At 40.8% G+C, this 22,412-nt stretch carries 23 protein-coding genes and 1 pseudogene; 15 read left to right on the forward strand and 9 right to left on the reverse strand.

All coding sequences use genetic code 11. From position 1 onward, the window contains the following. Positions 1-25 precede the first annotated feature (25 nt). Complete coding sequence (locus ACFO3P_RS20400; protein WP_040982314.1) at positions 26-226, reverse strand: cold-shock protein; 201 nt, start codon at positions 224-226, stop codon at positions 26-28. Positions 227-562: 336 nt separating this feature from the next. Between ACFO3P_RS20400 and ACFO3P_RS20405 the strand changes: the two genes are divergently transcribed. The 3 genes from ACFO3P_RS20405 to ACFO3P_RS20415 all read left to right on the forward strand — a co-directional run bounded on the left by ACFO3P_RS20405 (position 563) and on the right by ACFO3P_RS20415 (position 2,297). Then, entirely contained in the window at positions 563-892 is a 330-nt protein-coding gene (locus ACFO3P_RS20405; RefSeq protein ID WP_052485053.1) for a CotD family spore coat protein, read from the forward strand. Positions 893-1,010: 118 nt separating this feature from the next. Continuing rightward, entirely contained in the window at positions 1,011-1,580 is a 570-nt protein-coding gene (locus ACFO3P_RS20410) for an SLOG family protein (protein ID WP_042533674.1), read from the forward strand. A 51-nt stretch (positions 1,581-1,631) separates the two neighbouring features. Beyond that, on the forward strand, positions 1,632-2,297 hold the full coding sequence (locus ACFO3P_RS20415; protein ID WP_042533676.1) for an SIMPL domain-containing protein: 666 nt from the start codon (positions 1,632-1,634) through the stop codon (positions 2,295-2,297). An 80-nt stretch (positions 2,298-2,377) separates the two neighbouring features. Here ACFO3P_RS20415 and ACFO3P_RS20420 read toward each other — a convergent pair whose 3' ends face one another. Both ACFO3P_RS20420 and ACFO3P_RS20425 read right to left on the reverse strand, forming a co-directional pair. Next, positions 2,378-2,698 (reverse strand): DUF5362 family protein, encoded by a 321-nt coding sequence (locus ACFO3P_RS20420; protein WP_042533677.1) that lies wholly within the window; start codon positions 2,696-2,698, stop codon positions 2,378-2,380. Between the two features lie 46 nt (positions 2,699-2,744). Further along, the gene (locus ACFO3P_RS20425; RefSeq protein ID WP_289584610.1) at positions 2,745-3,758 is read right to left on the reverse strand and encodes a hypothetical protein; all 1,014 of its coding nucleotides are present in this window, start codon (positions 3,756-3,758) and stop codon (positions 2,745-2,747) included. Between the two features lie 500 nt (positions 3,759-4,258). Here ACFO3P_RS20425 and ACFO3P_RS20430 point away from each other — a divergent pair, with 500 nt between their 5' ends. The 9 genes and pseudogenes from ACFO3P_RS20430 (at position 4,259) to ACFO3P_RS20470 (ending at position 12,906) form a co-directional block, all read left to right on the forward strand. Continuing rightward, the gene (locus ACFO3P_RS20430; protein ID WP_289584609.1) at positions 4,259-4,756 is read left to right on the forward strand and encodes a GNAT family N-acetyltransferase; all 498 of its coding nucleotides are present in this window, start codon (positions 4,259-4,261) and stop codon (positions 4,754-4,756) included. A gap of 69 nt (positions 4,757-4,825) precedes the next feature. Beyond that, complete coding sequence (locus ACFO3P_RS20435) at positions 4,826-5,677, forward strand: MurR/RpiR family transcriptional regulator (protein WP_042533681.1); 852 nt, start codon at positions 4,826-4,828, stop codon at positions 5,675-5,677. A 116-nt stretch (positions 5,678-5,793) separates the two neighbouring features. Next, the gene (gene murQ / locus ACFO3P_RS20440; RefSeq protein ID WP_042533683.1) at positions 5,794-6,684 is read left to right on the forward strand and encodes an N-acetylmuramic acid 6-phosphate etherase; all 891 of its coding nucleotides are present in this window, start codon (positions 5,794-5,796) and stop codon (positions 6,682-6,684) included. 14 nt (positions 6,685-6,698) lie between these two features. Then, on the forward strand, positions 6,699-8,072 hold the full coding sequence (locus ACFO3P_RS20445) for a PTS transporter subunit EIIC (RefSeq protein ID WP_379542605.1): 1,374 nt from the start codon (positions 6,699-6,701) through the stop codon (positions 8,070-8,072). 60 nt (positions 8,073-8,132) lie between these two features. Beyond that, complete coding sequence (locus tag ACFO3P_RS20450) at positions 8,133-9,206, forward strand: DUF871 domain-containing protein (RefSeq protein WP_289584608.1); 1,074 nt, start codon at positions 8,133-8,135, stop codon at positions 9,204-9,206. Between the two features lie 225 nt (positions 9,207-9,431). Further along, positions 9,432-9,914: a GNAT family N-acetyltransferase gene (locus ACFO3P_RS20455; protein ID WP_042533689.1), complete on the forward strand. Its 483-nt coding sequence runs from the start codon at positions 9,432-9,434 to the stop codon at positions 9,912-9,914. 96 nt (positions 9,915-10,010) lie between these two features. Further along, positions 10,011-10,238: pseudogene (locus ACFO3P_RS20460) on the forward strand (CotD family spore coat protein); the annotation flags it as partial. 445 nt (positions 10,239-10,683) lie between these two features. Then, on the forward strand, positions 10,684-11,229 hold the full coding sequence (locus ACFO3P_RS20465; RefSeq protein WP_042533691.1) for an NADPH-dependent FMN reductase: 546 nt from the start codon (positions 10,684-10,686) through the stop codon (positions 11,227-11,229). A gap of 282 nt (positions 11,230-11,511) precedes the next feature. Beyond that, complete coding sequence (locus tag ACFO3P_RS20470) at positions 11,512-12,906, forward strand: DHA2 family efflux MFS transporter permease subunit (RefSeq protein ID WP_042533693.1); 1,395 nt, start codon at positions 11,512-11,514, stop codon at positions 12,904-12,906. A gap of 56 nt (positions 12,907-12,962) precedes the next feature. Here the strand turns inward: ACFO3P_RS20470 and pdxK are convergent, their stop codons facing one another. Both pdxK and ACFO3P_RS20480 read right to left on the reverse strand, forming a co-directional pair. After that, a complete protein-coding gene (gene pdxK, locus ACFO3P_RS20475; RefSeq protein WP_193062019.1) occupies positions 12,963-13,793 on the reverse strand; it encodes a pyridoxine/pyridoxal/pyridoxamine kinase in 831 nt (276 codons plus the stop codon). Between the two features lie 137 nt (positions 13,794-13,930). Next, the gene (locus tag ACFO3P_RS20480; protein ID WP_289584607.1) at positions 13,931-14,968 is read right to left on the reverse strand and encodes a C45 family autoproteolytic acyltransferase/hydolase; all 1,038 of its coding nucleotides are present in this window, start codon (positions 14,966-14,968) and stop codon (positions 13,931-13,933) included. Positions 14,969-15,112: 144 nt separating this feature from the next. On the opposite strand from ACFO3P_RS20480, the gene ACFO3P_RS20485 reads away from it, so the two are divergent. Next, the gene (locus tag ACFO3P_RS20485; RefSeq protein ID WP_212929119.1) at positions 15,113-15,790 is read left to right on the forward strand and encodes an endonuclease III domain-containing protein; all 678 of its coding nucleotides are present in this window, start codon (positions 15,113-15,115) and stop codon (positions 15,788-15,790) included. Positions 15,791-15,838: 48 nt separating this feature from the next. Here ACFO3P_RS20485 and ACFO3P_RS20490 read toward each other — a convergent pair whose 3' ends face one another. Beyond that, positions 15,839-16,111: a hypothetical protein gene (locus ACFO3P_RS20490; protein ID WP_289584606.1), complete on the reverse strand. Its 273-nt coding sequence runs from the start codon at positions 16,109-16,111 to the stop codon at positions 15,839-15,841. Positions 16,112-16,343: 232 nt separating this feature from the next. Between ACFO3P_RS20490 and cydD the strand changes: the two genes are divergently transcribed. Together cydD and cydC are read left to right on the forward strand one after the other, a co-directional pair. Then, positions 16,344-18,068 carry a thiol reductant ABC exporter subunit CydD gene (gene cydD, locus ACFO3P_RS20495; RefSeq protein WP_052485054.1) on the forward strand — a complete coding sequence of 575 codons (1,725 nt, stop codon included), beginning with the start codon at positions 16,344-16,346 and terminating at the stop codon, positions 18,066-18,068. Continuing rightward, positions 18,065-19,780 (forward strand): thiol reductant ABC exporter subunit CydC, encoded by a 1,716-nt coding sequence (cydC, locus tag ACFO3P_RS20500; RefSeq protein WP_289584605.1) that lies wholly within the window; start codon positions 18,065-18,067, stop codon positions 19,778-19,780. Before cydD ends, cydC begins: the two co-directional genes overlap by 4 nt. 117 nt (positions 19,781-19,897) lie before the next feature. On the opposite strand, the gene cydS is transcribed toward cydC, so the two are convergent. Genes cydS through ACFO3P_RS20515 form a run of 3 tightly spaced genes read right to left on the reverse strand, consistent with a single transcriptional unit; the run spans position 19,898 to position 22,348 of the window. Beyond that, positions 19,898-19,990: a cytochrome bd oxidase small subunit CydS family protein gene (cydS, locus tag ACFO3P_RS20505; RefSeq protein ID WP_374705745.1), complete on the reverse strand. Its 93-nt coding sequence runs from the start codon at positions 19,988-19,990 to the stop codon at positions 19,898-19,900. A 4-nt stretch (positions 19,991-19,994) separates the two neighbouring features. Next, on the reverse strand, positions 19,995-21,008 hold the full coding sequence (locus ACFO3P_RS20510) for a cytochrome d ubiquinol oxidase subunit II (protein ID WP_193062024.1): 1,014 nt from the start codon (positions 21,006-21,008) through the stop codon (positions 19,995-19,997). After that, on the reverse strand, positions 21,005-22,348 hold the full coding sequence (locus ACFO3P_RS20515; RefSeq protein WP_379542606.1) for a cytochrome ubiquinol oxidase subunit I: 1,344 nt from the start codon (positions 22,346-22,348) through the stop codon (positions 21,005-21,007). Before ACFO3P_RS20515 ends, ACFO3P_RS20510 begins: the two co-directional genes overlap by 4 nt. Between the last annotated feature and the right edge of the window lie 64 nt (positions 22,349-22,412).

The raw sequence follows: 22,412 nt of genomic DNA on the forward strand, positions 1-22,412 counted from the left end.
TCAGCTTTTTTCGATTATCTGCTTATTAGTTTTTAACAACGTTAGCAGCTTGTGGTCCGCGGTTTCCTTCTTCGATATCGAAAGTAACTGTTTGACCTTCTTCTAAAGTTTTGAAACCTTCGCCTTGGATTGCAGAGAAATGTACGAATACATCGTCTCCACCTTCAACTTCGATGAAACCGAAGCCTTTTTCAGCGTTAAACCATTTTACAGAACCTGTGTTCATTCTTTTACCTCCACGTGCAATTGTTGCACTGTTTATTACTATTTAGTTCAAAGTTAAATTTCAAGACGAAAGATGTATCCCATCCTGTATTTCTACCGAATCTAAATAAGTATCCTTATTATAGCATCTACAATGATAAAAGCCAACCTTTTTAGGAAAAAAGTTTCTAAACCTGCTTATACACAAATTTTTTAACCGATTATTTTTCTGAAATCACTTAAAGAGCGGGCTTTCCGGCTATTATTAAAAATCAAAATAAATCTGGGTATCTGTCTTGCTCGACTTGTACGTTTATCACATATAGTAAAAAGAGAGAACAAAAAGGAGGAAGAAACGATGCAAGGTAAAGAGCGATTTCATCCGCAGCGATCGAATGAAAAGACCATTGTGCATCCGACAAAGCATCAATATGTCCACACGTCATCCGAATCTGTTGTTAATCATATTCATCCTGTCCATACAACGTATGTAAATCACCATAGTATAAAAAAGCAGCATCCGCACCCGTATGGAAAAAATGCCTTTATGGGCAGACCGCAAATTGGACCACGTCCGCCATTCCCTTCTGCGCCGTTCGCTTTACCAGGACAAATGCCTCCTGGACACATGGGAGAAATGAGAAATCACCCAGGCATTCGTCCGCCGAGAAGACCGGGAATGTGGTGAAAATAACAATGGGCAGTGCGGACTGCCTTTTTGTTAAACAGAGACAAGCTTTCAAATCAAGTATTCCTGCGTTAAAATAGGAGATAACTTAAGCTTGTAAAGAAGAAAGGATATTACTGTGAAAATTTTACATGTAACAGGCTATAAGCCGACGGAATTAGGCATCTTCAAAGAAAATGATCCCAGAATTGTTTTTATTAAGGCAGCTTTAGAGAAAAGGCTGCGCACCTTTATAGAAGAAGGATTAGAATGGATTATTATTTCTGGACAGATGGGTATTGAGCTGTGGGCTGCTGCTGTGATAATGGATTTAAAAGAAACCTATGAGGTACAAGTAGGTGTTTTTCCGCCGTTTGAAAATCAGGATGAACGTTGGCCGGACCCGATCAAGGAAAAATATGAAGAATTAATGATGACAGCCGATTTTTTCAAACCGCTGTATAGAGGTGGGTATCAGGGGGCGTACCAATTTCGGGCGAAGGATTTATGGCTGATTGATAAAAGTGACGCTGCTTTACTCCTCGTGGATGAAGAATATCCCGGCAGCGTTCGCTATTTTTATGATGCTGTGAATCGGACGTCCAAGGAGTACCCCGTTTTTACGATTACACCTCAGGACTTAGAGGATGTTGTCGAAGAACTGCAAATGCAGGACCCCGATTACTGGGATTCTCCGGATAATTATTGAATGGTACAGCCCTTATACAACATAGGATGGTATGAGGGAGGGATGTTCGCAATGTATTATACTTATGGACCGCCTAATTATGGGCATAGAATGTATGAGCGACAAAATAATCAGCAGGGGACCATCACGGTCACTGGCGTGGGCACGGTTATAGTTTCGCCGAGTATTGCCCGTATTCAATTGGTTGTTTCCACCGTCAGCAGCTCTTTAGAGGAAGCGCAGAAAGAAAATACAGGACGAATGAATCAGGCTCTGGATACCTTGCAGCAAATTGGTGTTCCTAGAGAGCAGATTCAAACTACCAGCTTTTCTGCAAGACCGATGTATAGCTATCAGGATGGCAATCAGATATTACAGGGCTACGAGGTTCGAAATGAAATCACTGTAGTTACGGATGATATGGATCGAATTGGAGAAATCATTGATCGTGTCACCGAAAATGGCGTAAATGAAGTTGTTTCGATTGAGTTTTCGGTAAATGATCCGGAGAACTTTTATATGGAAGCATTAAGCTTTGCACTTACAGATGCAAAGAAGAAGGCAGAAAGCTTAGCTGAACAGCTTGGCGCTAATTTAAACACGGTTCCATTAAAGATTAACGAACAGACTGCTTCGCCAGGGGTTGGACCTGCGCAGGTATTCAAGATGGTGTCTACGCCAATTGAACCGGGAAATCAATCGATAGAAGCACGCCTGGAAGTAGTGTATCAGCTTTAAGAAAGGAAATATAAAAAAATACAAATCAAGCATGTTGAAAGTACTTGATTTGTATTTTTTTATTGTAAGCGTGGCATTCCCTATATACAAATAGAGATAATGTATAAAATGATTGCCGCTATAAACAGCAGTCCGTTAATCATTAAAAATAAGCCATAGTATTTTAACATTTCTTCCAAAGCCTGCTTGCTTTTTCTGTCCGACCTCAAAAGACGGCCTGCTTCCATTCCGCTTTTATACAAATAAACACCCAGCAAAATAGATGCGAGCCCGGGAACAGGCCCGATAATGGACGGGAAATTCTGAATGATGATGAAAATTCCGTACAGAATGATGATAATACCGAGAAATTTGCTTAAAATATGAATCCATTTAAAGTATTTTGGGTGCAAGTATTCCAAAAAAATGCTCCTTTCCGAAAGTGATGTTTTTTATTTAACATCTTTTCTAAAGCTCCAAATCGCTTAAGTATCCTTCCCCTGTGTGAATATATTGGTATATCTCGTATAAATCCTTATCCAATTTGTTATCTGTAACGGTTTCCTCCATATTCTCTGACATGTAGTCCGTCGCTTTGAACCATTCCTCATTCTCGAGTGCTCCTTCCGGATAGGGAATGTCAGGGGAGATAGCGTGAACTTCCTCGAGCCTTTCTATCATTTGATACGTACGCCAACTTGGATATAATTTGATATCCCGCCAGTTCTCTTTCTCTCTTAATAGATTTTGTTCCTTTATATCTCCATCAATAATAATGGCATATAAATGCCAAAAATCAGATGCTTCTGCGTTTTTATCAAGATCTGGCTCCCATTCTTCAAGATCTTTTTCTTCCAGAATGTCGGGAATATTGTGGAATGCAGCATTCAGCGGATTTTCCAATCCAGAAAAGGCCCTGTCGATAAAATCCTCTTTGATGGCAGAAGCATATAATTCTTCCAATGATCCAATAACGGCTTCTTCGTCTAACCGCTGTAAAACATCACCGGAATATGTAAGAGGGTCAAAGCGAAAAACATTTGCTTGACGCCCGTCATCCAATACGATATTGAGTGCATAATCATTAAAAGAACGTCCTTTGTAGTTTATTTCCTCTATTGTCAGGGATTCCTCTTTTTCCGATATCATGAAAGCATAAAAATATTCCAGCATTGAAAAATATAATTTGTCATAGCTGTCATTATACGATTCTTCCTCATTTATACAGGTGGAGTAGACGGCGGTTGCGAGTTCTTCTTCTAAGTTCTCCTTAGAAACCAATACATCCTCATTAAGCTTTTCCTTTAAAGGTTCATACGTATCCCTTTCAAAAAGAGAAACTCTTTCCTCCAGCGCTTCTTCTGTACCTGCTTCCATAGAGCTGCAAATTACTTCCACGTCAAATGAACTTTCTTCTAGGTTGTCTGTTCCACAAGCTGAGAGGATAACGGTCAGAATCAGGATAAATGATAATTTTTTCATATTAATTCCCTCTCTCCTATGTAATAAAAATAAAAAAGATAAGATAAAACAAAATAATCAAGCTGGCCAATATGCTAGTCAGCAGCAGGAACCAAAGGTGATTTTTGAAAAAATTTTCTAATACAAATATTCTTGATGCATCTTTTTTGAGTTCTCTCGCAAACTTTCCCGTTTTAAATAAAAAGCTTCCTAATATCATCAGGATAATCCCAGGAACAGGAGCAACAAGAGCAGAAGAAAAACCGGTGAAGAATAGAAGCAATCCATAGATAAATAAAATAATTCCGACAAACATTCCCCAAATCTGGATGCGTGTCAGGTATTTTTGGTTTAGCGTTTCGATACCTATCCCTCCTTATTTTTTGATACACCTCTGAATTATTAGTAGATAATGAAACATATTACCATAATTTTGTTTTAAAATGGAAGAGCAGTACTATCATTAAATGAAGTTTCGCTTTATAATAAAAACATCATTTTGTTCAAAGGGAGTGAGCTGTATGAATTACCATGTAAGATTGGCAGAAGAGACAGATATTGGTGCTGTTCAGCGTATTGTTTACCAAAGCTGGCATGATACATATGAAGGCATTATACCCAGAAGCATTCAGGATGCATTTTTAAATAAATCATATAGTAATCAAACCATGCTTCAGCGTATCGAGCTTTCCAGTCTATATGTTGTGGAGTCGGATAAACGAATAGAAGGGTTTGCGAATTTTAGCCGGGTATCAGAAGAAGGAATCAGTACGCTTTATGCTATTTACTTGTATCCGGATACACAAGGGAACGGAATGGGAACAGCGTTATTAGAATATGGGATAGAGGATTTGAAACCTGCGTTTATTCAGCTAAATGTAGAAAAGGAAAATGCAAAAGGAATGGCGTTTTATAAAGCAAGAGGTTTCAAGATTATTTCTGAATTCACCGAAGACCTCAGCGGGCACACGTTATATACTTGTACAATGGAATTAGAAGTAAATCGTTCCTCTGATTAATCATTAGAACACGCTTCTGATTTTTGCTATACTAAGGAACATAACCGAATTGGAATAGGAGAAGTTGACATGGCGACAACACTACTAACTAGAATCAACGAACGGCTCCATCAATTTTCTAAAACTGAGAAAAAGATTTCGAAGTATATTTTACATCATGCAGAGCTTATTCCAAATATGACGACGAAAGAATTAGCGAATAAGGCGGATGTGAGCGAAGCAAGTGTTATTCGTTTTGCAAAGACAATCGGAATTGGAAGTTTTAAAACCTTTAAAATTTCCTTGGCACAGGAGTTAGCGGTAACAGATGATTATATCACTGACTTTTCTATTTTACAGAAAAAAGATTCTCCCTATGAATTGTTTCAAAAAGTCGTTCATGTGAATAAAAATGCGATTGAGCTGACGATGGAATCTTTAGAAAAAAAAGAGCTGGATGATGCAGTAAACGTGCTAAAAAATGCTCGTAAGATTATATTTTATGGTGTAGGCGGTTCATCGATTGCTGCGCTCGATGCGGTATATAAATTTACGAAACTCGGATATGAAGTGGAGTTTAATGCAGATTTTCACTACATGCTGTCAAAGGTGCCTCATTTTAACAGCCAGGATGTATTTGTAGCTATCAGTATGTCTGGAAAGACGAAGGATGTTTTAGATTTAGCACGATTGGCTCAAGAAAAAGGAGCTAAGGTTATTGCAATAACGAACATGAATAAGTCCCCGCTATATAAAGAAGCAGATATTCGATTAGCGACACCGAATGTAGAGCAGGATTTCCGGATTGGAAGCATTACTTCAAGAATGACCCAGCTGACGATGGTAGACAGCTTGTATATCAGTATTTTTAATATCATCGGTGAAAATGTGCTGGATGAATATCAAGAAGCTAGAGATTATGTTGTGAAATTAAGAAGATAGCTTCTTTTTTTTATTATAAGATGAAATTTAATTTCATAAAATATATAAAACTTATTGACTTTTAATTTCAAAAACATTTAAAATAGAGTTATAAGCGAATAGAGGAGAGTGATGATATGCTCGATAAGTTAACAACAGAAATGCGAAATCAGCATTCGATGCATTTAGATGAGATGTCGACAATGGAAATTTTAGAGACAATGAATAAAGAAGATGAGCAGGTTTTAACAGCAATCAAGGAGCAGCTGCCGCAAATTGAGAAAGCTTCAAAATATGCGATTGAATCGTTTAAGAAAAATGGAAGACTGATTTATGTCGGAGCTGGTACAAGCGGCAGGTTAGGCGTTTTAGACGCAGTGGAATGTGTTCCTACATTTGGTACGCCGTCAGAGATGGTTCAGGGAGTTATTGCGGGTGGTATGAAAGCGCTTTACGAAGCCGCAGAAGGTGCGGAGGATAATCCGGAGCTCGGCGCTGCTGACCTTAAAAACATTCAGCTCTCAGAAAACGATACAGTAATTGGAATAGCTGCGAGCGGACGTACACCGTATGTTATCGGCGCTTTGCAATATGCTGATTCGAAAAAAGCGAATACAGTCAGCGTATCCTGTAATAAAGATGCTGTCATGAGCCAGTATGCTTCTGTAGCAATTGAACTGAAAACAGACGCGGAGGTGCTGACTGGTTCTACAAGATTAAAGGCCGGGACTGCTCAGAAAATGACTTTAAATATGATTTCGACTGCAGCAATGGTAGGCATTGGCAAGGTTTATCAAAACTTTATGGTGGATTTAAAGCCGACGAATGAAAAATTATTGGAAAGGTCTAAACGAAACATAATGGAAATCACTGGAGCCGACTATGATACAGCAGCCTCCTATTTTGAAAAGGCAAACAACCAGGTGAAGGTTGCGATTGTGATGATACTGCTGGAATGCTCCTATGATGATGCGGTGAATAGATTGAATAATTCGGATGGATTTGTTCGACATGCGCTGACAAAATAAAGGGAGGGTTTACCATGAAGAAAGAACAGAGAATGGCCGCGGAAATTTTAGAACAGGCAGGCGGTAAAGGTAATCTCCAGCGGATTGCTCACTGTATGACACGGCTGCGCTTATCTTTAAAGGATGATTCGAAAGCTGATTTGGCAGGGTTAAAACAGTTTGATGGCGTAATGGGCGTGGTTGAAGATGAGACACTGCAAATCGTAATCGGGCCTGGTACTGTCAATAAGGTTGCTGCAGAAATGAGCCAGCTGACTGGATTTGGCATCGGGGAAGACGCAAATGCGGATGATTTAACGTTTGAAGAAAAAGCAGCACTGGATAAACAAAATATGAAAGCAAAGAACCGGACCCCCTTTAAAAACTTTTTACGTAAGCTTGGAAATATTTTTATACCTTTAATTCCGGGCCTTGTAGCATCAGGAGTTATTAATGGCGGAGCGAACTTTGCAGTCAACGCAGGGGTGGATCCAGAGCAAAACTGGATGCAGATATTGCTCTTGTTTGGCGGCGTTATCTTTGCTTCCTTAGGAATCTTAGTAGGCTGGAATACTTCAAAGGAATTTGGCGGAACTCCGGTATTAGGTGCTATAGCAGGAATGATTTTATTTAGCCCGCAGCTTGAAAATATTGCGATTTTTGGAGAGGAATTAACTCCCGGCAGAGGCGGTTTGTTTGGTGTTATCTTTGCTGCCTGGCTGATGACGGTTGTTGAGAAAAATGTGCGTAAAGTGATGTGGAATGCAGTTGATATTATTTTTACTCCTTTAATTACCGTGCTGGTTGTTGGATTTGTATCCTTATTTGCCATTATGCCGGCAGCAGGTTTATTATCCGATGGAATCACTAAAGGGTTGATTGCCTTGATTGAGACGGGCGGCGTTCTAGCAGGGGCCGTTCTGGCAGGGTTCTTCCTGCCATTGGTTACGGTTGGCCTGCATCACGGTTTGACACCGATTCACTTAGAGTTGATTAATGCATTTAATGAAACGGCACTGTTGACCATTTTAGCGATGGGCGGCGCCGGGCAGGTTGGCGCAGCGATTGCGATTTATGTAAAAACCAAAAATAAGCATTTAAAAAATATTATCAAAGGAGCTGCTCCGGTTGGCTTTTTAGGGATTGGTGAGCCGTTAATGTACGGGGTGACACTGCCGCTTGGAAGACCGTTCTTAACCGCTTGTTTAGGAGCATCCATCGGCGGAGCGTTCCAGGCAGTGATGAATACAGCAGCTGCAGGAATTGGCGTTTCAGGCTTATCATTGATACCATTAATAACAAATGGGCAGTATATAAGCTATTTTCTAGGACTTGTTATTTCGTATGTATTTGGTTTCTTATTTACGTATGCGTTCGGCTTTAAGGATAGTATGGCAGATGGAATTTAAGAAGAAACAGGAGGCTGCGGCCTCCTGTTTCTTCTTAATATAATAGATGGAGGGATAGTTATGTTAGGAATTTCTGTTTATTTAGGGAATACACCAATAGAACAACAGATTCCCTATATTCGAAAAATGAAGGAAAGTGGATTTCATTCCATTTTCACCTCTTTGCATATTCCGGAGGATGATCAGACAATATACAAAGAGCAGCTTCAGGCGCTTGGTAAAGCAGCGAGTGAATTAGATATGGAACTCATGGCGGATATTTCACCAAATTCGTTGCAGGCATTAGGCTTTAACTGGGAGAATGCAGATCAATTACTAAACTGGGGACTCTCCGGTCTAAGGATTGACTACGGTATTGATGACCAGACAATCATTGATTTATCACATGAAATGCGGATTGCATTAAATGCCAGTACCATTGACGTGGACGCGTTAAATCATTTGAGGGCGAAAGGTCTCCATATGGAAGCAGTAGAAGCATGGCATAATTATTATCCGCGTCCGGAAACCGGGTTAGGGTCCGTAGATTTTATTCAAAAAAATAGGGCATTAAAAGAAGCTGGTTTAACCGTAATGGCTTTTATACCGGGAGATAAGCAATCACGGGGCCCGCTATACGAAAAATTGCCAACCTTGGAACAGCACCGCGGGTATTCCCCATTTGCTGCATATCTGGAATTAGAAAAATTTGGTGAAGCTGATAAAATCGTTGTTGGTGATGTTGAAATAGGAGAGGATTCTCTGGAACAATTTCAGGCCTATATCGAGAAGGATGAAATACTAATCCGGGCTGTTTCTGATAAACGAGCAGACTCTGAAATAATCCGTAAAGCAGCGGCTGCAATGACCAACCGGGCGGATTATGCAAGAGATTGTATCCGTGCCGTTGAATCGAGAAGCTATGCGCAATTTGGAGAATCAGGTGTTCAGGCTCAAAATAATGCGGAGCGTCCTGTAGGTTCTGTAACGATAGATAATGAAAAATATTTGCGTTACCAGGGTGAAATTCAAATCACCTTAGCCGATTTACCGGCGGATGAAAGGGTAAATGTGCTGGGGCAGGTAATTGAAAATGATTTACCGCTGCTTCCATGGATTAAGGGGAATCAGAGATTTCGGATTGAATGGCTGTAACGGACTAAATCCTGCAGGGATATCCATTAACTAATGATGAGCTTTTTCATTTTATACAGAGAGGGGAGAGCTGCGGCCTTTCATTTTCCTAGCCATATTATTTCTATAACAGATTAGGAGTGCATCTTATTTTATTTGATAATCAGATGATATGAGATATTTATTCACCTCGAATGAAAAATGTGAAATAATATAGGAAGGTTACAGGAAAAGTGGGGATGCTTAGTGGATATACATATTGTTCGGATGACACAAAAGTATGCAGTGGAGGCACTTTGCTGGAAGTACGAAAAACCGTATGACTTTTATAATAATGTGTTAACGACTAGTGCGATTGTAGAATTGCTTGGCGGCGGCTATTACGCAATGGTAGATTCATCTCACAGGTTAATTGGTTTCTTTTGCACTGGCCGTTCAGCCAAGGTTCCTGCCGGAGATAGAAATGCAGCTTATATAGAAGATTGTGTTGATTTAGGTTTGGGAATGAATCCACAGTTGACTGGAAAAGGAAACGGAGATTCATTTTTAAAAAGAATTCTTCATTTTATTGAGCAGGAGCATAGAGGCAAGGCGATTCGGCTTACCGTTGCGTCTTTCAATAAACGAGCAATCCAATTATATGAGAAAAATCACTTTATTAAAGAACATCAATTTCGATATAAAGGAATAGAGTTTATAACGATGAAACGTAACAATCCAGCAATATAGACAAAACGTACATTTATCGGATTAATAGTTATTTGCGTAGGACAAAACCGCCTTCTTTCATAAGATGTATTATGCATTGGAAAGGAGGGAGTCCGAATGAGCCGAGATAAATGTCAATGTAGCCGTTGTCGCAATTCGAACCGGGATGAGGATGTACGTGTTCATCCAACAAGGCATGAGGTTCGTACTACTAATAGCGTGAAAACTGTAAAAAACATTCATCCGACAGAAATTAAAAATGTGCATCGCACAATTGTCCGCAATGAAAATTATTATCCAGTCAGAGAATCCAATGTGAACGAAACGGTTGTTGAAAATTATGATTGTGGCAGCGACGTAAACGATTCAAGTAACTGCCGCAGAGTAGGTGGTTCAAATAATGGCGGGGGTGGAAATCACCATCATTCCGACCATTGCGGCAAACGTTCTGAGAACCGCTGCGAAAGAAAACGTTCCTGCGGTTGCGGCAGAAACCGTAATTGGTTCTTCTAAAAATTGAAATATTATTAGCTGGAGAGCCTGCGCTTCTCCTGGTTATCATGATGTCGTAAAATAACTCTTATTAAGAAAGCTTTTTCAATGGGAAGAAGATAACCCGTGAAAGGCTTCTTAATAAGAGTATTTTTTGTGTTTTAGAAAGGCGTTTTTCTTGAGCAGATATCTTGAGGTAGATAAATGATTATGGTAATAATATTAATTGTGTTTAAAAAACGACAAGCATTTGTGATAAACATAACATTTTAAACGAAGAAATATTGGAGGTATACGAATGAAAATTGCAGCAATGATTGGAAGCAACCGCGCAGAATCTTACAACAAACAACTTGTTGAATATATGAAGGACCGTTATCAGGAAAAAATAGAAATTGATATTTTGCCGATAGAAAAATTACCTTTCTATAATCAGGATGAGGAATTAAATCCGCCAGAAATTGTAAAAGAAATTCGTCAGCGTATCAAAGATAGTGACGCTATTTTATTTGCTACACCTGAATACAATGGGTCTATTTCGGGTATGTTAAAAAATGCAATTGACTGGTTCTCCCGTGTTGATTTAGTTATGGTAAATAAACCTGGAATGGTAGTAGGAGCTTCAATGGGAGCCCTTGGTACAGTAAAAGCTCAACTACAGCTTCGTCAAATTTTAAATTCTCGCGGAGTCGGGGTATTGACTCTGCCAGGAAATGAAGTATTAATTGGTTCCGTTCAGAACAAAATGAACGAGCAAGGAAATCTGACGGATGAACAAACCATTGATTTTCTTGATTCCGTTGTTCATAACTTTATCGAGTGGTGCGATACGTTAAAGAATTAATTTTATTGCGGTCCCGTGAAACTGCGGGTCGGCCTTTGTTCTTTTTAAATTTCAGCAGGGGTAACTCCCGCTGAATAAAGCTTCAGTTTATGCCGGTGATTTTACAGTCACCGGTTTTGTCTTTTTTCACACTGAAACCATTCAATTGGAGAACCGAAAGCTCCGGCTGAATAAAGTTTCGTTTTATAGTGAAGCAAAATTGGGAAAGAAATAACTATATGAAAAATAATGACTCACCGATAGCTAAATAAAAATATATTTTTAATGAAAGAAGGGTCGTAAATGGATGAGAGTCATGAATCATCAATAGATACAAAAAATATTAGCCGGGCGCCCATTCTGATTGTTTTATTATCCGGAGCCTTTGTAGCTATTCTGAATCAGACGTTACTAGGAACGGCATTGCCTCATATGATGGCGGATTTAGATATTGATGCAAATACAGTACAATGGCTGCAATCTGCTTTTATGCTCGTGAATGGGATTATGATCCCGATTACAGCCTTTTTAATTGGGACGTTTACGACGCGAAGTTTATTTCTAACCGCGATGTCCTTGTTTACAATAGGTACACTGGTTTGTGGCGTTGCACCAGAGTTTTTCTCACTACTATTGGGGCGTGTTCTGCAGGCAGCGGGTGCCGGAATTATGATGCCGCTGATGCAGACCATTTTGATTTTAATTTATCCAAAGGAAAAACGGGGCAGTGCAATGGGAATGTTCGGTTTAGTTATTTCCTTCGCACCCGCCATCGGACCGACGCTATCTGGGTATATTGTAGAGCATTTTCCTTGGAGAACATTATTCTTCATGGTTCTGCCAATTGCTATTTTAAACATAATTATCGCTTACTTTTTACTTAAAAATGTGACGAAACGAACCTTTCCTGAATTAGATAAGTTATCCATTTTATTATCTACACTTGGTTTCGGCGGTATTCTATACGGATTCAGCACCGCTGGAAATGCAGGCTGGTTAAGCTATCAGGTTATCGGTTCCTTAGTCATCGGCGGAGTTATGCTGGCATGGTTTATTACCAGACAAATGCATTTGAAAACACCTATTTTAGAATTTCGGGTATTTAAATATCGGATATTTACAATTACTACGGTATTAGGTATGGTTACGTTTATGACAATGATCGGAGCTGCTGTCATTTTGCCGCTTTATATGCAGCAAATGTTAGGATTCAGCGCCTTTCATTCAGGACTGGCTCTGCTGGCAGGTGCTGTTATACAAGGGTTAATGAACCCGATTACCGGAAGGCTTTTTGACCGATACGGTGCCAGGTATTTGGCAATGATTGGTTTAGTGCTGATTGTCGGTACGACCTTTATGTTAAGCACGTTAACGACAGAAACAAGCTTTATATTTATCGCAACGATTCATGCCTTGAGAATGCTGGGGGTGGCTATGGCGATGATGCCTGTTACAACAGCAGGTCTCAATGTATTGCCCGAAAAGTATATTTCGCATGGCACAGCAGTGAACAATACTTTAAGACAGGTTTCCGGAGCAATCGGTACAGCATTGCCAATTACCATTATGTCTACAGCATCTATCCCTGAACAGGGAATCCAAGGGATGGTTCATGGTGTCAATGTTTCTTTCCTTGTCACTGGAATAATCTCTATCATTGCGCTGGTATTGACATTCTTTATCCATGATCGGGATTAACTATTTAATATAATGAAAAAGACCTTAGAACACCGGATGTTCTAAGGTCTTTTTCATTATACGCTGAATACTTCTACTTTTTTGCTGTCTGTTTTGTTGTAAGCTCCGTGCATCACAGGACCAACATACTCGTTTAGCTTCCAGCCGTTAGCAATAGCAGCTGCAACGAAGGTTTTTGCTGCTTTTACGGCATCGTGCACGTTTTCACCGTGAGCTAAGTTTGCAGTGATTGCCGCAGCGAAAGTACATCCTGCTCCATGGTTATAGCTTGTTTCTATTTTTTCGCTTTCTAATAAGTCAAAGTCTGTTCCGTCATAGAACAGGTCAACAGCTTTATCGTGGTCAAGCTGTTTTCCGCCTTTAACGACAACATTTTTTGCACCTAAGGCGTGAATTTTTTTAGCAGCTTCCTTCATTTGCTCTATGGTCTTAATTGGAGCCATTTGAGCTAATTGCGCTGCTTCAAACAAATTAGGCGTTACAACCAGAGAACGAGGCAATAATTCTTCACGCATCGCGTCTGTGTTTTCCGGCTGAAGCACTTCATCTTCCCCTTTACATACCATGACAGGGTCAAGAACATACTTCTCAATATTGTATTCATCAATTTTTTTTGCGCCTAAATTAATAATATCTACAGATCCCAGCATTCCGGATTTCATTGCATCTACGCCGACAGAAAGGATCGTGTTCAATTGTTTTTCAACGACTTCTGCATCAATCGGTGTAACGTCATGTCCCCAGCCTTCTGGATTCATTGTCACAATGGAAGTCAGAGCGGTCATGCCATATACATTATGCTCCTGAAAGGTTTTTAAATCTGCAGCAATCCCGGCTCCGCCGCTAGAGTCAGAACCAGCAAGGGTTAATGCTTTTTTCATAGTCATTGGTTTTCCTCCTTAAAGTCAGTTATACTCATAAATTAAATGATGCTGACTCTCTAAAAATTACTTTTCCTTTGTTGCTAGGATAATCCTTTCTAACTCAATTGTAAAGCCATCGAAATGCGACAGGCAAGATGCCGCTATACGTTAATAAACGAATCGGTTGCATTAATCTGTCCCTTTATCTTCGTTGCATGTAATTTTTCTCCCTGCAGCCATTTTTGAAAAGAGAAAATAAATGGCTGACGATTGCCTCCCAACGCAAACCAAGCAGCTTGTTCTTTTGGCAAGTACAGTGCTGTATGCAGTGTCCCTGCCCATGCACCGTATTTTTCAGAAAAGATTCCTTGTTCGATATCATTTAACATACGAAACGCTTCATAAGGTGTATGAATATCCCTCTGCTTTGTTAGGATTCTCTCCAGCCGTTCCATTGATTCATCTGAACGGTACCGGTTCTCTTCTGTTAATGCATTGAAATGGTTTGTACAGCTGCTATCTTCCCGGACAAAGAAAGAGCGGGGGGAAACCTCCACAACGAGTGATTTTCCAGTTGTATCTAATAATACATAGTTGAAGGTATTCCGGTGCGGGATCTCACGAAGTAATTGAACGGCTTCTTCCACAGTGGCACAGTTTTCTAAAAGCAGTCTGCCAATCATATTGCAGACAAAGCCATCGCCGGATTTTTTACGGTTGACGAAATTATAGCCCATCGTCAGCCCTTTTTCATTGATTCCGTCCGTACGCCCGGTGATTTGCATGGAAGGACCGGCACTGGCATATCCGGAATCAGAGGGAGCGAATAAAACATAACGGCCTTCATAGGAATGGGGGGCATTATCATAATTTCGTACCAGGTAATCCTGCTTGGTATTAATGGAACAGCCGCTGCGGCCGTATTCATAATAGTAACCGCCAAATTCGCGAATGGCATCATTCCAGAGGACGCCTAATCCATCACTTAATCCTTCTATTTCTTCCCAAATAGCCGGAGAAAATACTTTGAATACTGCTTTTACTTCTTCTTCATCAACAAGGAAGTTTCTCCAGCGTTTGCTGAGCAGTGCTTTCCGATGGTTGATTATGGGTGAATTCTTTAGTTTTTCCGCCTGAAAAAGTCCGAATTGATAATGGCCTCCACGGAATTGTATAATATCAGCATGAACAGATTTCATTGTTGCTCTCCATTTCTTTCGTAAATGTATTGCTAGTGTATCTTGTTTAGAGTGATTAGAAAAGAAATCAGCTTTATCATGGAGAATCGTTCGTAAAACTCCTGCTAAGTGAACTTTCGTTTAATGGAAAAAGAGGAGATTCAGATGACAGAAAAGATAAGCTATACGGAATTATATCAAAAATTATTTCATTACTATGGCCCTCAAGGGTGGTGGCCAGCAGCTTCTGATTTTCAAATGCTGATCAGCGCTATTTTGGTTCAGCGGACAAATTGGAAAAATGTCGAGTTGGCTCTGGCGAACCTGGGGAAAGATGCAGCTGCTGAGCGTTTAATACAAATGGAAGAAGCAGTGCTTGCCGAAAAAATACGCCCAAGCGGCTTCTATCGAATGAAAGCGAAGAAAATTAAGGCCTGGCTGCATTGGTTTCAAAAATATGACTTTCAGGTAGAGAGGATTCAAAGCGTTGATCAAGCTGTTCTCCGTAAAGAACTGCTGGCAATCCATGGAATCGGAGAGGAAACTGCGGATGCGATGATGCTGTATGCTTTTGATAAAGCCGGTTTTATTGCGGATAACTATGCGATGCGGTTGTTTCATCGAATCGGCTATCAGCTTCCCAAAACCTATCATGCGCTTAAAATTGAAGTGGAAAATTTCTTTCCGCATGACTTAAAAATGCATCAGGAATTTCACGCATTAATTGTGGAGCATGGAAAACAATATTGTAAGAAGACGCCGTTATGTGAAAACTGTCCGCTTCTTTCGTTTTGCTGGACGGGGGAGAAAAAAACAAATGGAGAACGGAATCTGTTAAGTTAAGAAGAATAAACTTTTAAAAAGGTGAATCAGGGACAGGAAATGAATTATCTACTGCCCTTGATTCTCTAATCGATCTATTTTTTTCTGTAAAAGGTCAAGCTGTTGCTGCATTTCTATCAGCTGGCGGCTCGTAACAGGTGAATTTTCTTCAAAAGCTGCTTCTTCCTCTTCTACATCTTCATTGTATAGAATCGTTGATCCGACGAGGGACATAATACTTCCTAATGTAGTAACCACTCCGCCATAATAAAGTAATTTATCACCAAGGCTTTTCTCGTTCACATTAAAATTTGTTGGGGTGTTAAGGAAAAAATTAGACATGATAGGACACTCCTGTAAATCTTTTTATTATTGCCTTATATTCATGGAATAGTTATATATAGGTTAATATATGTGTTTCCTAAAAAAACTCTACAAATAGCGGATGTTCATAAAATATTCATTTCTAAATGGTGCAGCGCACTGTGTGGTGAGCGGCGAAAAGCATGCTGTTGTATAATGGAGTAGAGGATATATTGTAATTGATTATGTTGTGTTTAAGGGTGGTGATTCGTTGTTAAAGGAATTTACAAAAGATTTTCGGAGCAGGATGATTTGGATGGGGGTGGCGTCCCTTTTTATGGCACTGGCCATCGTAGGGCAGAGCTATCTCGTGGTAACGATTATCCAGCAGCTGTTTTTGGATAATGCGGCATTTTCATCTATTCTTCCTGCTGTTTTTATATTGATTGGCATGCTTTTGGTACGAACGGTTTTTCAATATATGATAAAAGGCTCCGGCATAAAAATGGCTCAGACTGCGAAGGTTTCGATACGGGAAAAATTGCTCCGTCATTTTACCAGCCAGCCTATGATCGATGCAGATAAAGGACAGTCTGGCCGGAAGACAAGCTTATTTATGGATACGATCGATGAAATAGACGGCTATTTCAGTCAGTATCTCCCTCAGGTTATTCAATCTGTCGGCATTGTTCTGATTGTCTGGTTAGTTATTTTTATTCAAAATTGGACAAGCGGACTGATTATTCTTGTTTCCGCTCCCTTTATTCCTGTCTTTATGATGATTATTGGTATAAAAACAAAGGATAAATCAAAGGAACAGCTGTCTGAATTAGCAGCTTTTTCAGGAACGTTCCTGGATACATTACAGGGTCTGCCGACGGTGAAATTATTTGGCCGGTCTCAAGAGCAGAGAAATAAAATTGATCAGGATAGTACAAGCTTCCGGGATGCAACGATGGGTGTGCTGAAGGTTGCCTTTACAAACTCCTTAGCGCTGGAATTTATCGCTATGCTGAGTATCGGTCTGATTGCTTTAGAGATTGCAATCCGGATGATTATTTTTCAAAATCTCAGCTTTTTTACGGGCTTTTTTGTTTTACTTCTTGCGCCGGAGCTGTTCAGTCAATTGAAACAGTTGGGCTCCGCTTTTCATTCCGGACGCGCAAGTATGGGCGCAGCCTCACGGGTGGAGGATGTGCTTGATGAAGAGACGACTCCAGTTTCTTGGGGAACTGCTTCATTAAAAACCGATAAAGCACCCGAATTAAGGCTGGAACAGGCTTCCTTTCATTATGAAGAGGGAAACTTTCAATTAGCGCCGGCTTCGATGCGGATTTTACCGTATGAGCAGGTTGCCATTATTGGTAAAACCGGTGCAGGTAAGTCAACCTTGCTGCATGTATTAGCTGGTTTTCTGCCGGCGAAAGAAGGAAACTTTCTAATTGACGGTATTGCGCAAGAAAAGGTAGAAAAAGCAGATTGGTTCGGCCGGATTGGTTATTTATCGCAGCAGCCCTATGTGTTTTCTGGAACCGTACGGGATAATATATTACTCGGCTCTCAGGAAGAACAGCATGATAAAGTCATACAGGAGGTTGCGGAGCATGCAGGAATCTGGAAGTGGATTACTGCTTTACCAGACGGATTAGATACAATCATCGGAGAGGGAGGCAGAGGCTTATCGGGAGGAGAGAAGCAGCGGATTGCGATTGCCCGCACCCTTCTGAAAAAACCGCAAATTCTATTCTTTGATGAGCCGACAACCGGTCTCGATATCCAGACGGAGCATATTTTGCAAAAATCGTTAGATACCTTAAGAAACCAAACAACGATGATTACCGTTGCGCACCGCCTGCATACAATCCGTAACGCCGATAAAATCTTTCTGCTGGATCAGGGAGAAATAGCAGGAGAGGGGACACATGAACAACTTTACAAAAACAATGAAATGTATCGAAAAATGATCCATACACAGCAAGGAGGGCGGGAAGCATGAAGGATATCAGTCTGGTCTTAAAAATGATGTTGAAAGAAAAAAGGGATATTCTGATTTCTATCTTCTTTGGATTTTTAGCGGGGATTACCGCTGTCTCCTTATTTGCAGCAAGCGGTTATTTGATTTCACAAGCCGCTTTTGCACCGCCGATCTATACCTTGATGATTCTGGTAGCGAGTGTGAAGCTGCTGGGGATTACCTCAGCTGTCAGCAGATACGGGGAACGCTATTTTTCTCATCGCGGTACCTTTACGATTCTGAAAAATATCCGCCTGAAGGTTTATGATCAGATAGAGCCGCTGGCAAGCAGACTTTTGCAAAAATACAGAAGCGGGGATATTCTGGCACGGATCGTCGGTGATGTAGAGAGCTTACAGCATTTCTTTTTACGTGTGTTTTATCCGCCGGTGGTATTGGCAGCTGTTTTTACAGCTACGATTTTCTTTACGATGTATTTATCCATAGGGGTGGCTATGACAATGATTGGCGGTGTGATTATCGTACTGGTTGTTTTCCCATCCATCTTTTATCTGTTTCAGAAAAAGACAGCTGTAACGATGCGGGAAAAAAGAGGTGCATTGTCCTCGGAATTTACAGACTATCTGTACGGGTTCCGGGAATTGACAATCTTTCAACGGGCGGAAAGGAAAAAACAGCAGCTCGATAATAATATGAAGCAATACGAAGAAATAAAGGCGAAAGAAAATCGCCAGCTTGCTATCCGGGAAGCCGTTGTTATCTTCTTTTCTTTTTTCATTGCAGTAATTATTCTCGTGCAGGCAGGGTTTTATGTATCAGAGGGAAACCTTGCCGGAACACTGTTAGCGATGCTGTTTATGATTGCCATTACGGTGTTTGAGGATACGCCATCGATGGCAGTGCTTCCTGCGCATTTAGAAGAAAGCAAAGCTTCCTCTAAACGTCTCACCGAGGTTTGGGAAAAGGAGACGCAAACCGAAGAGGCTGTTCATGAAATTGAAACGGATGTACCGATTCAATTTGATTTTAAGGATGTTTCCATTCAATATCCCACTGAAAAGAAGCCGGCTGTGCGTCTCGCTGCTTTTCAAATCAAGCCGGGAACAAATATCGCCATTGTCGGGCCAAGCGGCTCAGGGAAATCGACGCTGATGCAGGCGATGCTCACTTTTGCTCCCATCCAATCCGGTCAACTTTTAGTAAATGGGGAAGAGCTTGATAAAATTGCTCCAGACAGTCTTTGGAGACAATTGAATGTATCCCTGCAGCATAATCATTTTTTCTACGGAAGTATTTATGAAAACCTGCGATTTGCGAATAAAGAGGCGGGGGAAGAAGCCTGCCAGGAAGCATTAGAAAAGGTTCAATTAAGCCATTTTTCATTAGAGGACCAAGTATTGGAAAAGGGAACGAACCTGTCTGGCGGAGAAAAACAGCGTCTGGCACTTGCCCGTCTGTTTTTACGGGATGCTTCTGTCTGGCTGCTGGATGAGCCAACCTCATCTTTAGATGCGATTACAGAGCAGGAAATAATGGAGGAAATAGAAAAGGCAACAAAATATCAGACGGTGGTAACCATCAGGCATCGTTTAACAGGCTTGGAAAAGATGGATCAGATTATTGTCATGAACCACGGAGAAGTCGTTGAACAAGGCACTTATATGGAGCTGATGGGGAAGAAAGACGGCTACTTTAAAGCGATGAAGGAGCTGGAAAATAGTCAACTGGTGTAACGGCAATAAACAGTCGTATCTAAAACGGATATTTTGTATTTTTCGCTTATATGGGGAACAAAAAAATGCCCTCAGCTAATCCGATTAAAAAATCGGTTAGCTGAGGGCATTTGTGCATTATCTATCCTTAGCTGCAGCGACAAATGCTAAAGCAATTGCTGCAATCAGGACGATGAAAGGAGCGATGAAAATCAGAAATTGGTTCAACATGTTATCACTTCTTTCCTTTAATATAGTTTTTATCAAACAGGAATAGCTTTAACAATAAATACAGAGACGGAACTAAAAGCGCCATACCTAAGATAAAGACAACGATAAGCGAGATGGCCATTGCCGGATTGGTAAACCCTTCATGAATGCTGATATGAGGGTATAAAAGGTATGGATAATGGGCTATCCCGTAACCGAAGAAAGCAAAGGCAAATTGTCCGGTAAGGAGCCAAAATGCTATTCCATAATTTCGGCGCTTCCAAATCAGGATGACGGTCAATATCCATAACACAAAGGAAACGGCAAACATCCACCAGAGACTTAAGAGATTTGCAAAATGAGCTTCGTTATGGAAGTAAAGCTCGACAATTATTCCTGAAGCGGCAATAATCAAAGGAATGGACCAGCCTAATGCGTACTTTCTCATTAAGTTTGTTGCATCCATATCGCCTGTTTCATTTGCATACCAGGTTAAGAACACTGCTGAGATATATAGCACAGCCACAATACTTAAAACAACAATGGACCAGGTTAACGGGCTGAAAAACAGGGCGCTGTAATCTAAGACCGGATTTCCATCCTCCATAAAGACAAAGCCGCCCTCCGAAATGGTCAGAACAATCGACAGGGAAGCCGGAATAAGCAACCCGGACAGCCCGTACATAATGGCATATCCTTTATGCCCCTGTTTTCCGTAGGATTCAAATGCATAATAAGAACCCCGTATTGCCAGTAAAATCAGTGCCAAGCTGCCCGGAATCAGTAAAATGGTTCCGAAATAGTAAGCAGACTGCGGGAAGAAGCCGACGATTCCGACAAAGAAGAAGACAAAGAATACATTGGTAACCTCCCAGACAGGGGACAGGTAACGCTGAATGATTTTCGAAAGAATATGCTGCTTTCCGGTAACGATGCTGTAGGCATTGAAAAAGCCAGCTCCGTAATCAATGGATCCAACAATGATATAACCAAATAAGAATAACCAGAGTACGGAAATACCGATAATTTCTAATATCATGATTCGTCACCACCTTGCATACGTTCTAAATCTTTTTCAACCGGGTTTTTCCGGAACATATACGTTAATACAACAACCGTTCCGACACCCAGAATAAGGTAAAGGATGGCAAATAACACAAACATCCAGCCGACATAATCACTTGTTGTAGCAGCTTCCTCAATGGTCATCAGCCCTCTTAAAATCCATGGCTGGCGCCCGACTTCCGCCATCCACCAGCCGGCTTCAATGGCTAAGAAGGAGAGCGGTCCGCCTGCGACGATCAGCCAGCGGTACCATGTTTTTTCAACGAACGCCCATTTTCTCCGCATTCCAAACCAGTAAAGCAGAGATAAGGCAATCATAAACATCCCGATGGTGACCATCGTATCAAAGAAATAATGGATGACGAGCGGAGGCTGTTCTTCCGCCGGAAATTCCTCCAGACCGGTTACTTCTGAACTCGGGAAGCCATGTGCAAGAATACTCAAGGCATAAGGAATATGCAGGGCATAATTGGCTTCATTATTTTCATCTAACACGCCCCACATCACTAATGGCGCTTCCGTGCTTGTCTCAAAATGCCATTCTGCCGCAGCCAGCTTTTCGGGCTGATATTCTGCTAAGTATTTACCGGATAAATCACCGATCAAAGCTGTTGCGATTGCAAAGATTAAACCAATCTTCATAGCCATATGCAGGGACTTTTTATGATACTCCTGATTTTTCTTTTGAAGCAGCCGGAATGCCGCAATCGCAGCGAACATAAAGGCAATCGTCATATAGGCTGTAGACAGCACATGAGCAACCTTAGTCGGCATGGATACAGTAAACATGGCCAGAACCGGATTCGCATTAACCAAATCTCCGCCTATGATGTCAAAGCCTGCCGGGCTGTTCATAAATGAATTCACCACGGTGATAAAATAAGCTGACATACCGCCGCCGGCAGCTACCGGAATCAATAAAAGCAAGTGTTTTTTCGGATTGTCAAAACGATCCCATGTATATAAATAAATTCCTAAGAAAATCGCTTCAAAGAAAAAGGCGAACACTTCCATAAATAATGGCATCGCGATAATATTTCCTGCTAATTCCATAAAGCTCGGCCACAGCAGAGATAATTGAAGTCCGATAATCGTACCTGTTACTACTCCGACAGCAACGGTAACAACAAATCCTTTCGCCCAGCGTCTGGCCATCAACAGGTAATGATTATCGTTATTTTTGATCCCGATCCATTGGGCGATCATAATCATTAAAGGAACACCGACACCGATTGTGGCATAAATAATATGAAATGATAATGTCAACAGCGTCAGCATTCGGCTGGCATACGCCGGATCCTCAAATAAGGTCATGGGTCAACCTCCTCTATTATGTGTTTTTTTACTCTATTTTTTTAACATTCCCTGTGTATACAGT

This window comes from Oceanobacillus aidingensis (assembly GCF_042654105.1).
GTDB classification, from domain to species: domain Bacteria; phylum Bacillota; class Bacilli; order Bacillales; family Amphibacillaceae; genus Oceanobacillus; species Oceanobacillus oncorhynchi.

Coding starts and splice junctions, on each gene's coding strand:
- ACFO3P_RS20430 (WP_289584609.1), top strand. CDS start 4,259: ATGAATTACCATGTAAGATTGGCAGAAGAGACAGATATTGGTGCTGTT.
- ACFO3P_RS20400 (WP_040982314.1), bottom strand. CDS start 226: ATGAACACAGGTTCTGTAAAATGGTTTAACGCTGAAAAAGGCTTCGGT.
- cydS (WP_374705745.1), bottom strand. CDS start 19,990: ATGTTGAACCAATTTCTGATTTTCATCGCTCCTTTCATCGTCCTGATT.
- murQ (WP_042533683.1), top strand. CDS start 5,794: ATGCTCGATAAGTTAACAACAGAAATGCGAAATCAGCATTCGATGCAT.
- cydC (WP_289584605.1), top strand. CDS start 18,065: ATGAAGGATATCAGTCTGGTCTTAAAAATGATGTTGAAAGAAAAAAGG.
- ACFO3P_RS20435 (WP_042533681.1), top strand. CDS start 4,826: ATGGCGACAACACTACTAACTAGAATCAACGAACGGCTCCATCAATTT.
- ACFO3P_RS20465 (WP_042533691.1), top strand. CDS start 10,684: ATGAAAATTGCAGCAATGATTGGAAGCAACCGCGCAGAATCTTACAAC.
- pdxK (WP_193062019.1), bottom strand. CDS start 13,793: ATGACTATGAAAAAAGCATTAACCCTTGCTGGTTCTGACTCTAGCGGC.
- ACFO3P_RS20480 (WP_289584607.1), bottom strand. CDS start 14,968: ATGAAATCTGTTCATGCTGATATTATACAATTCCGTGGAGGCCATTAT.
- ACFO3P_RS20425 (WP_289584610.1), bottom strand. CDS start 3,758: ATGAAAAAATTATCATTTATCCTGATTCTGACCGTTATCCTCTCAGCT.
- ACFO3P_RS20470 (WP_042533693.1), top strand. CDS start 11,512: ATGGATGAGAGTCATGAATCATCAATAGATACAAAAAATATTAGCCGG.
- ACFO3P_RS20510 (WP_193062024.1), bottom strand. CDS start 21,008: ATGATATTAGAAATTATCGGTATTTCCGTACTCTGGTTATTCTTATTT.
- ACFO3P_RS20415 (WP_042533676.1), top strand. CDS start 1,632: ATGTATTATACTTATGGACCGCCTAATTATGGGCATAGAATGTATGAG.
- ACFO3P_RS20450 (WP_289584608.1), top strand. CDS start 8,133: ATGTTAGGAATTTCTGTTTATTTAGGGAATACACCAATAGAACAACAG.
- ACFO3P_RS20515 (WP_379542606.1), bottom strand. CDS start 22,348: ATGACCTTATTTGAGGATCCGGCGTATGCCAGCCGAATGCTGACGCTG.
- ACFO3P_RS20445 (WP_379542605.1), top strand. CDS start 6,699: ATGAAGAAAGAACAGAGAATGGCCGCGGAAATTTTAGAACAGGCAGGC.
- ACFO3P_RS20485 (WP_212929119.1), top strand. CDS start 15,113: ATGACAGAAAAGATAAGCTATACGGAATTATATCAAAAATTATTTCAT.
- ACFO3P_RS20405 (WP_052485053.1), top strand. CDS start 563: ATGCAAGGTAAAGAGCGATTTCATCCGCAGCGATCGAATGAAAAGACC.
- ACFO3P_RS20490 (WP_289584606.1), bottom strand. CDS start 16,111: ATGTCTAATTTTTTCCTTAACACCCCAACAAATTTTAATGTGAACGAG.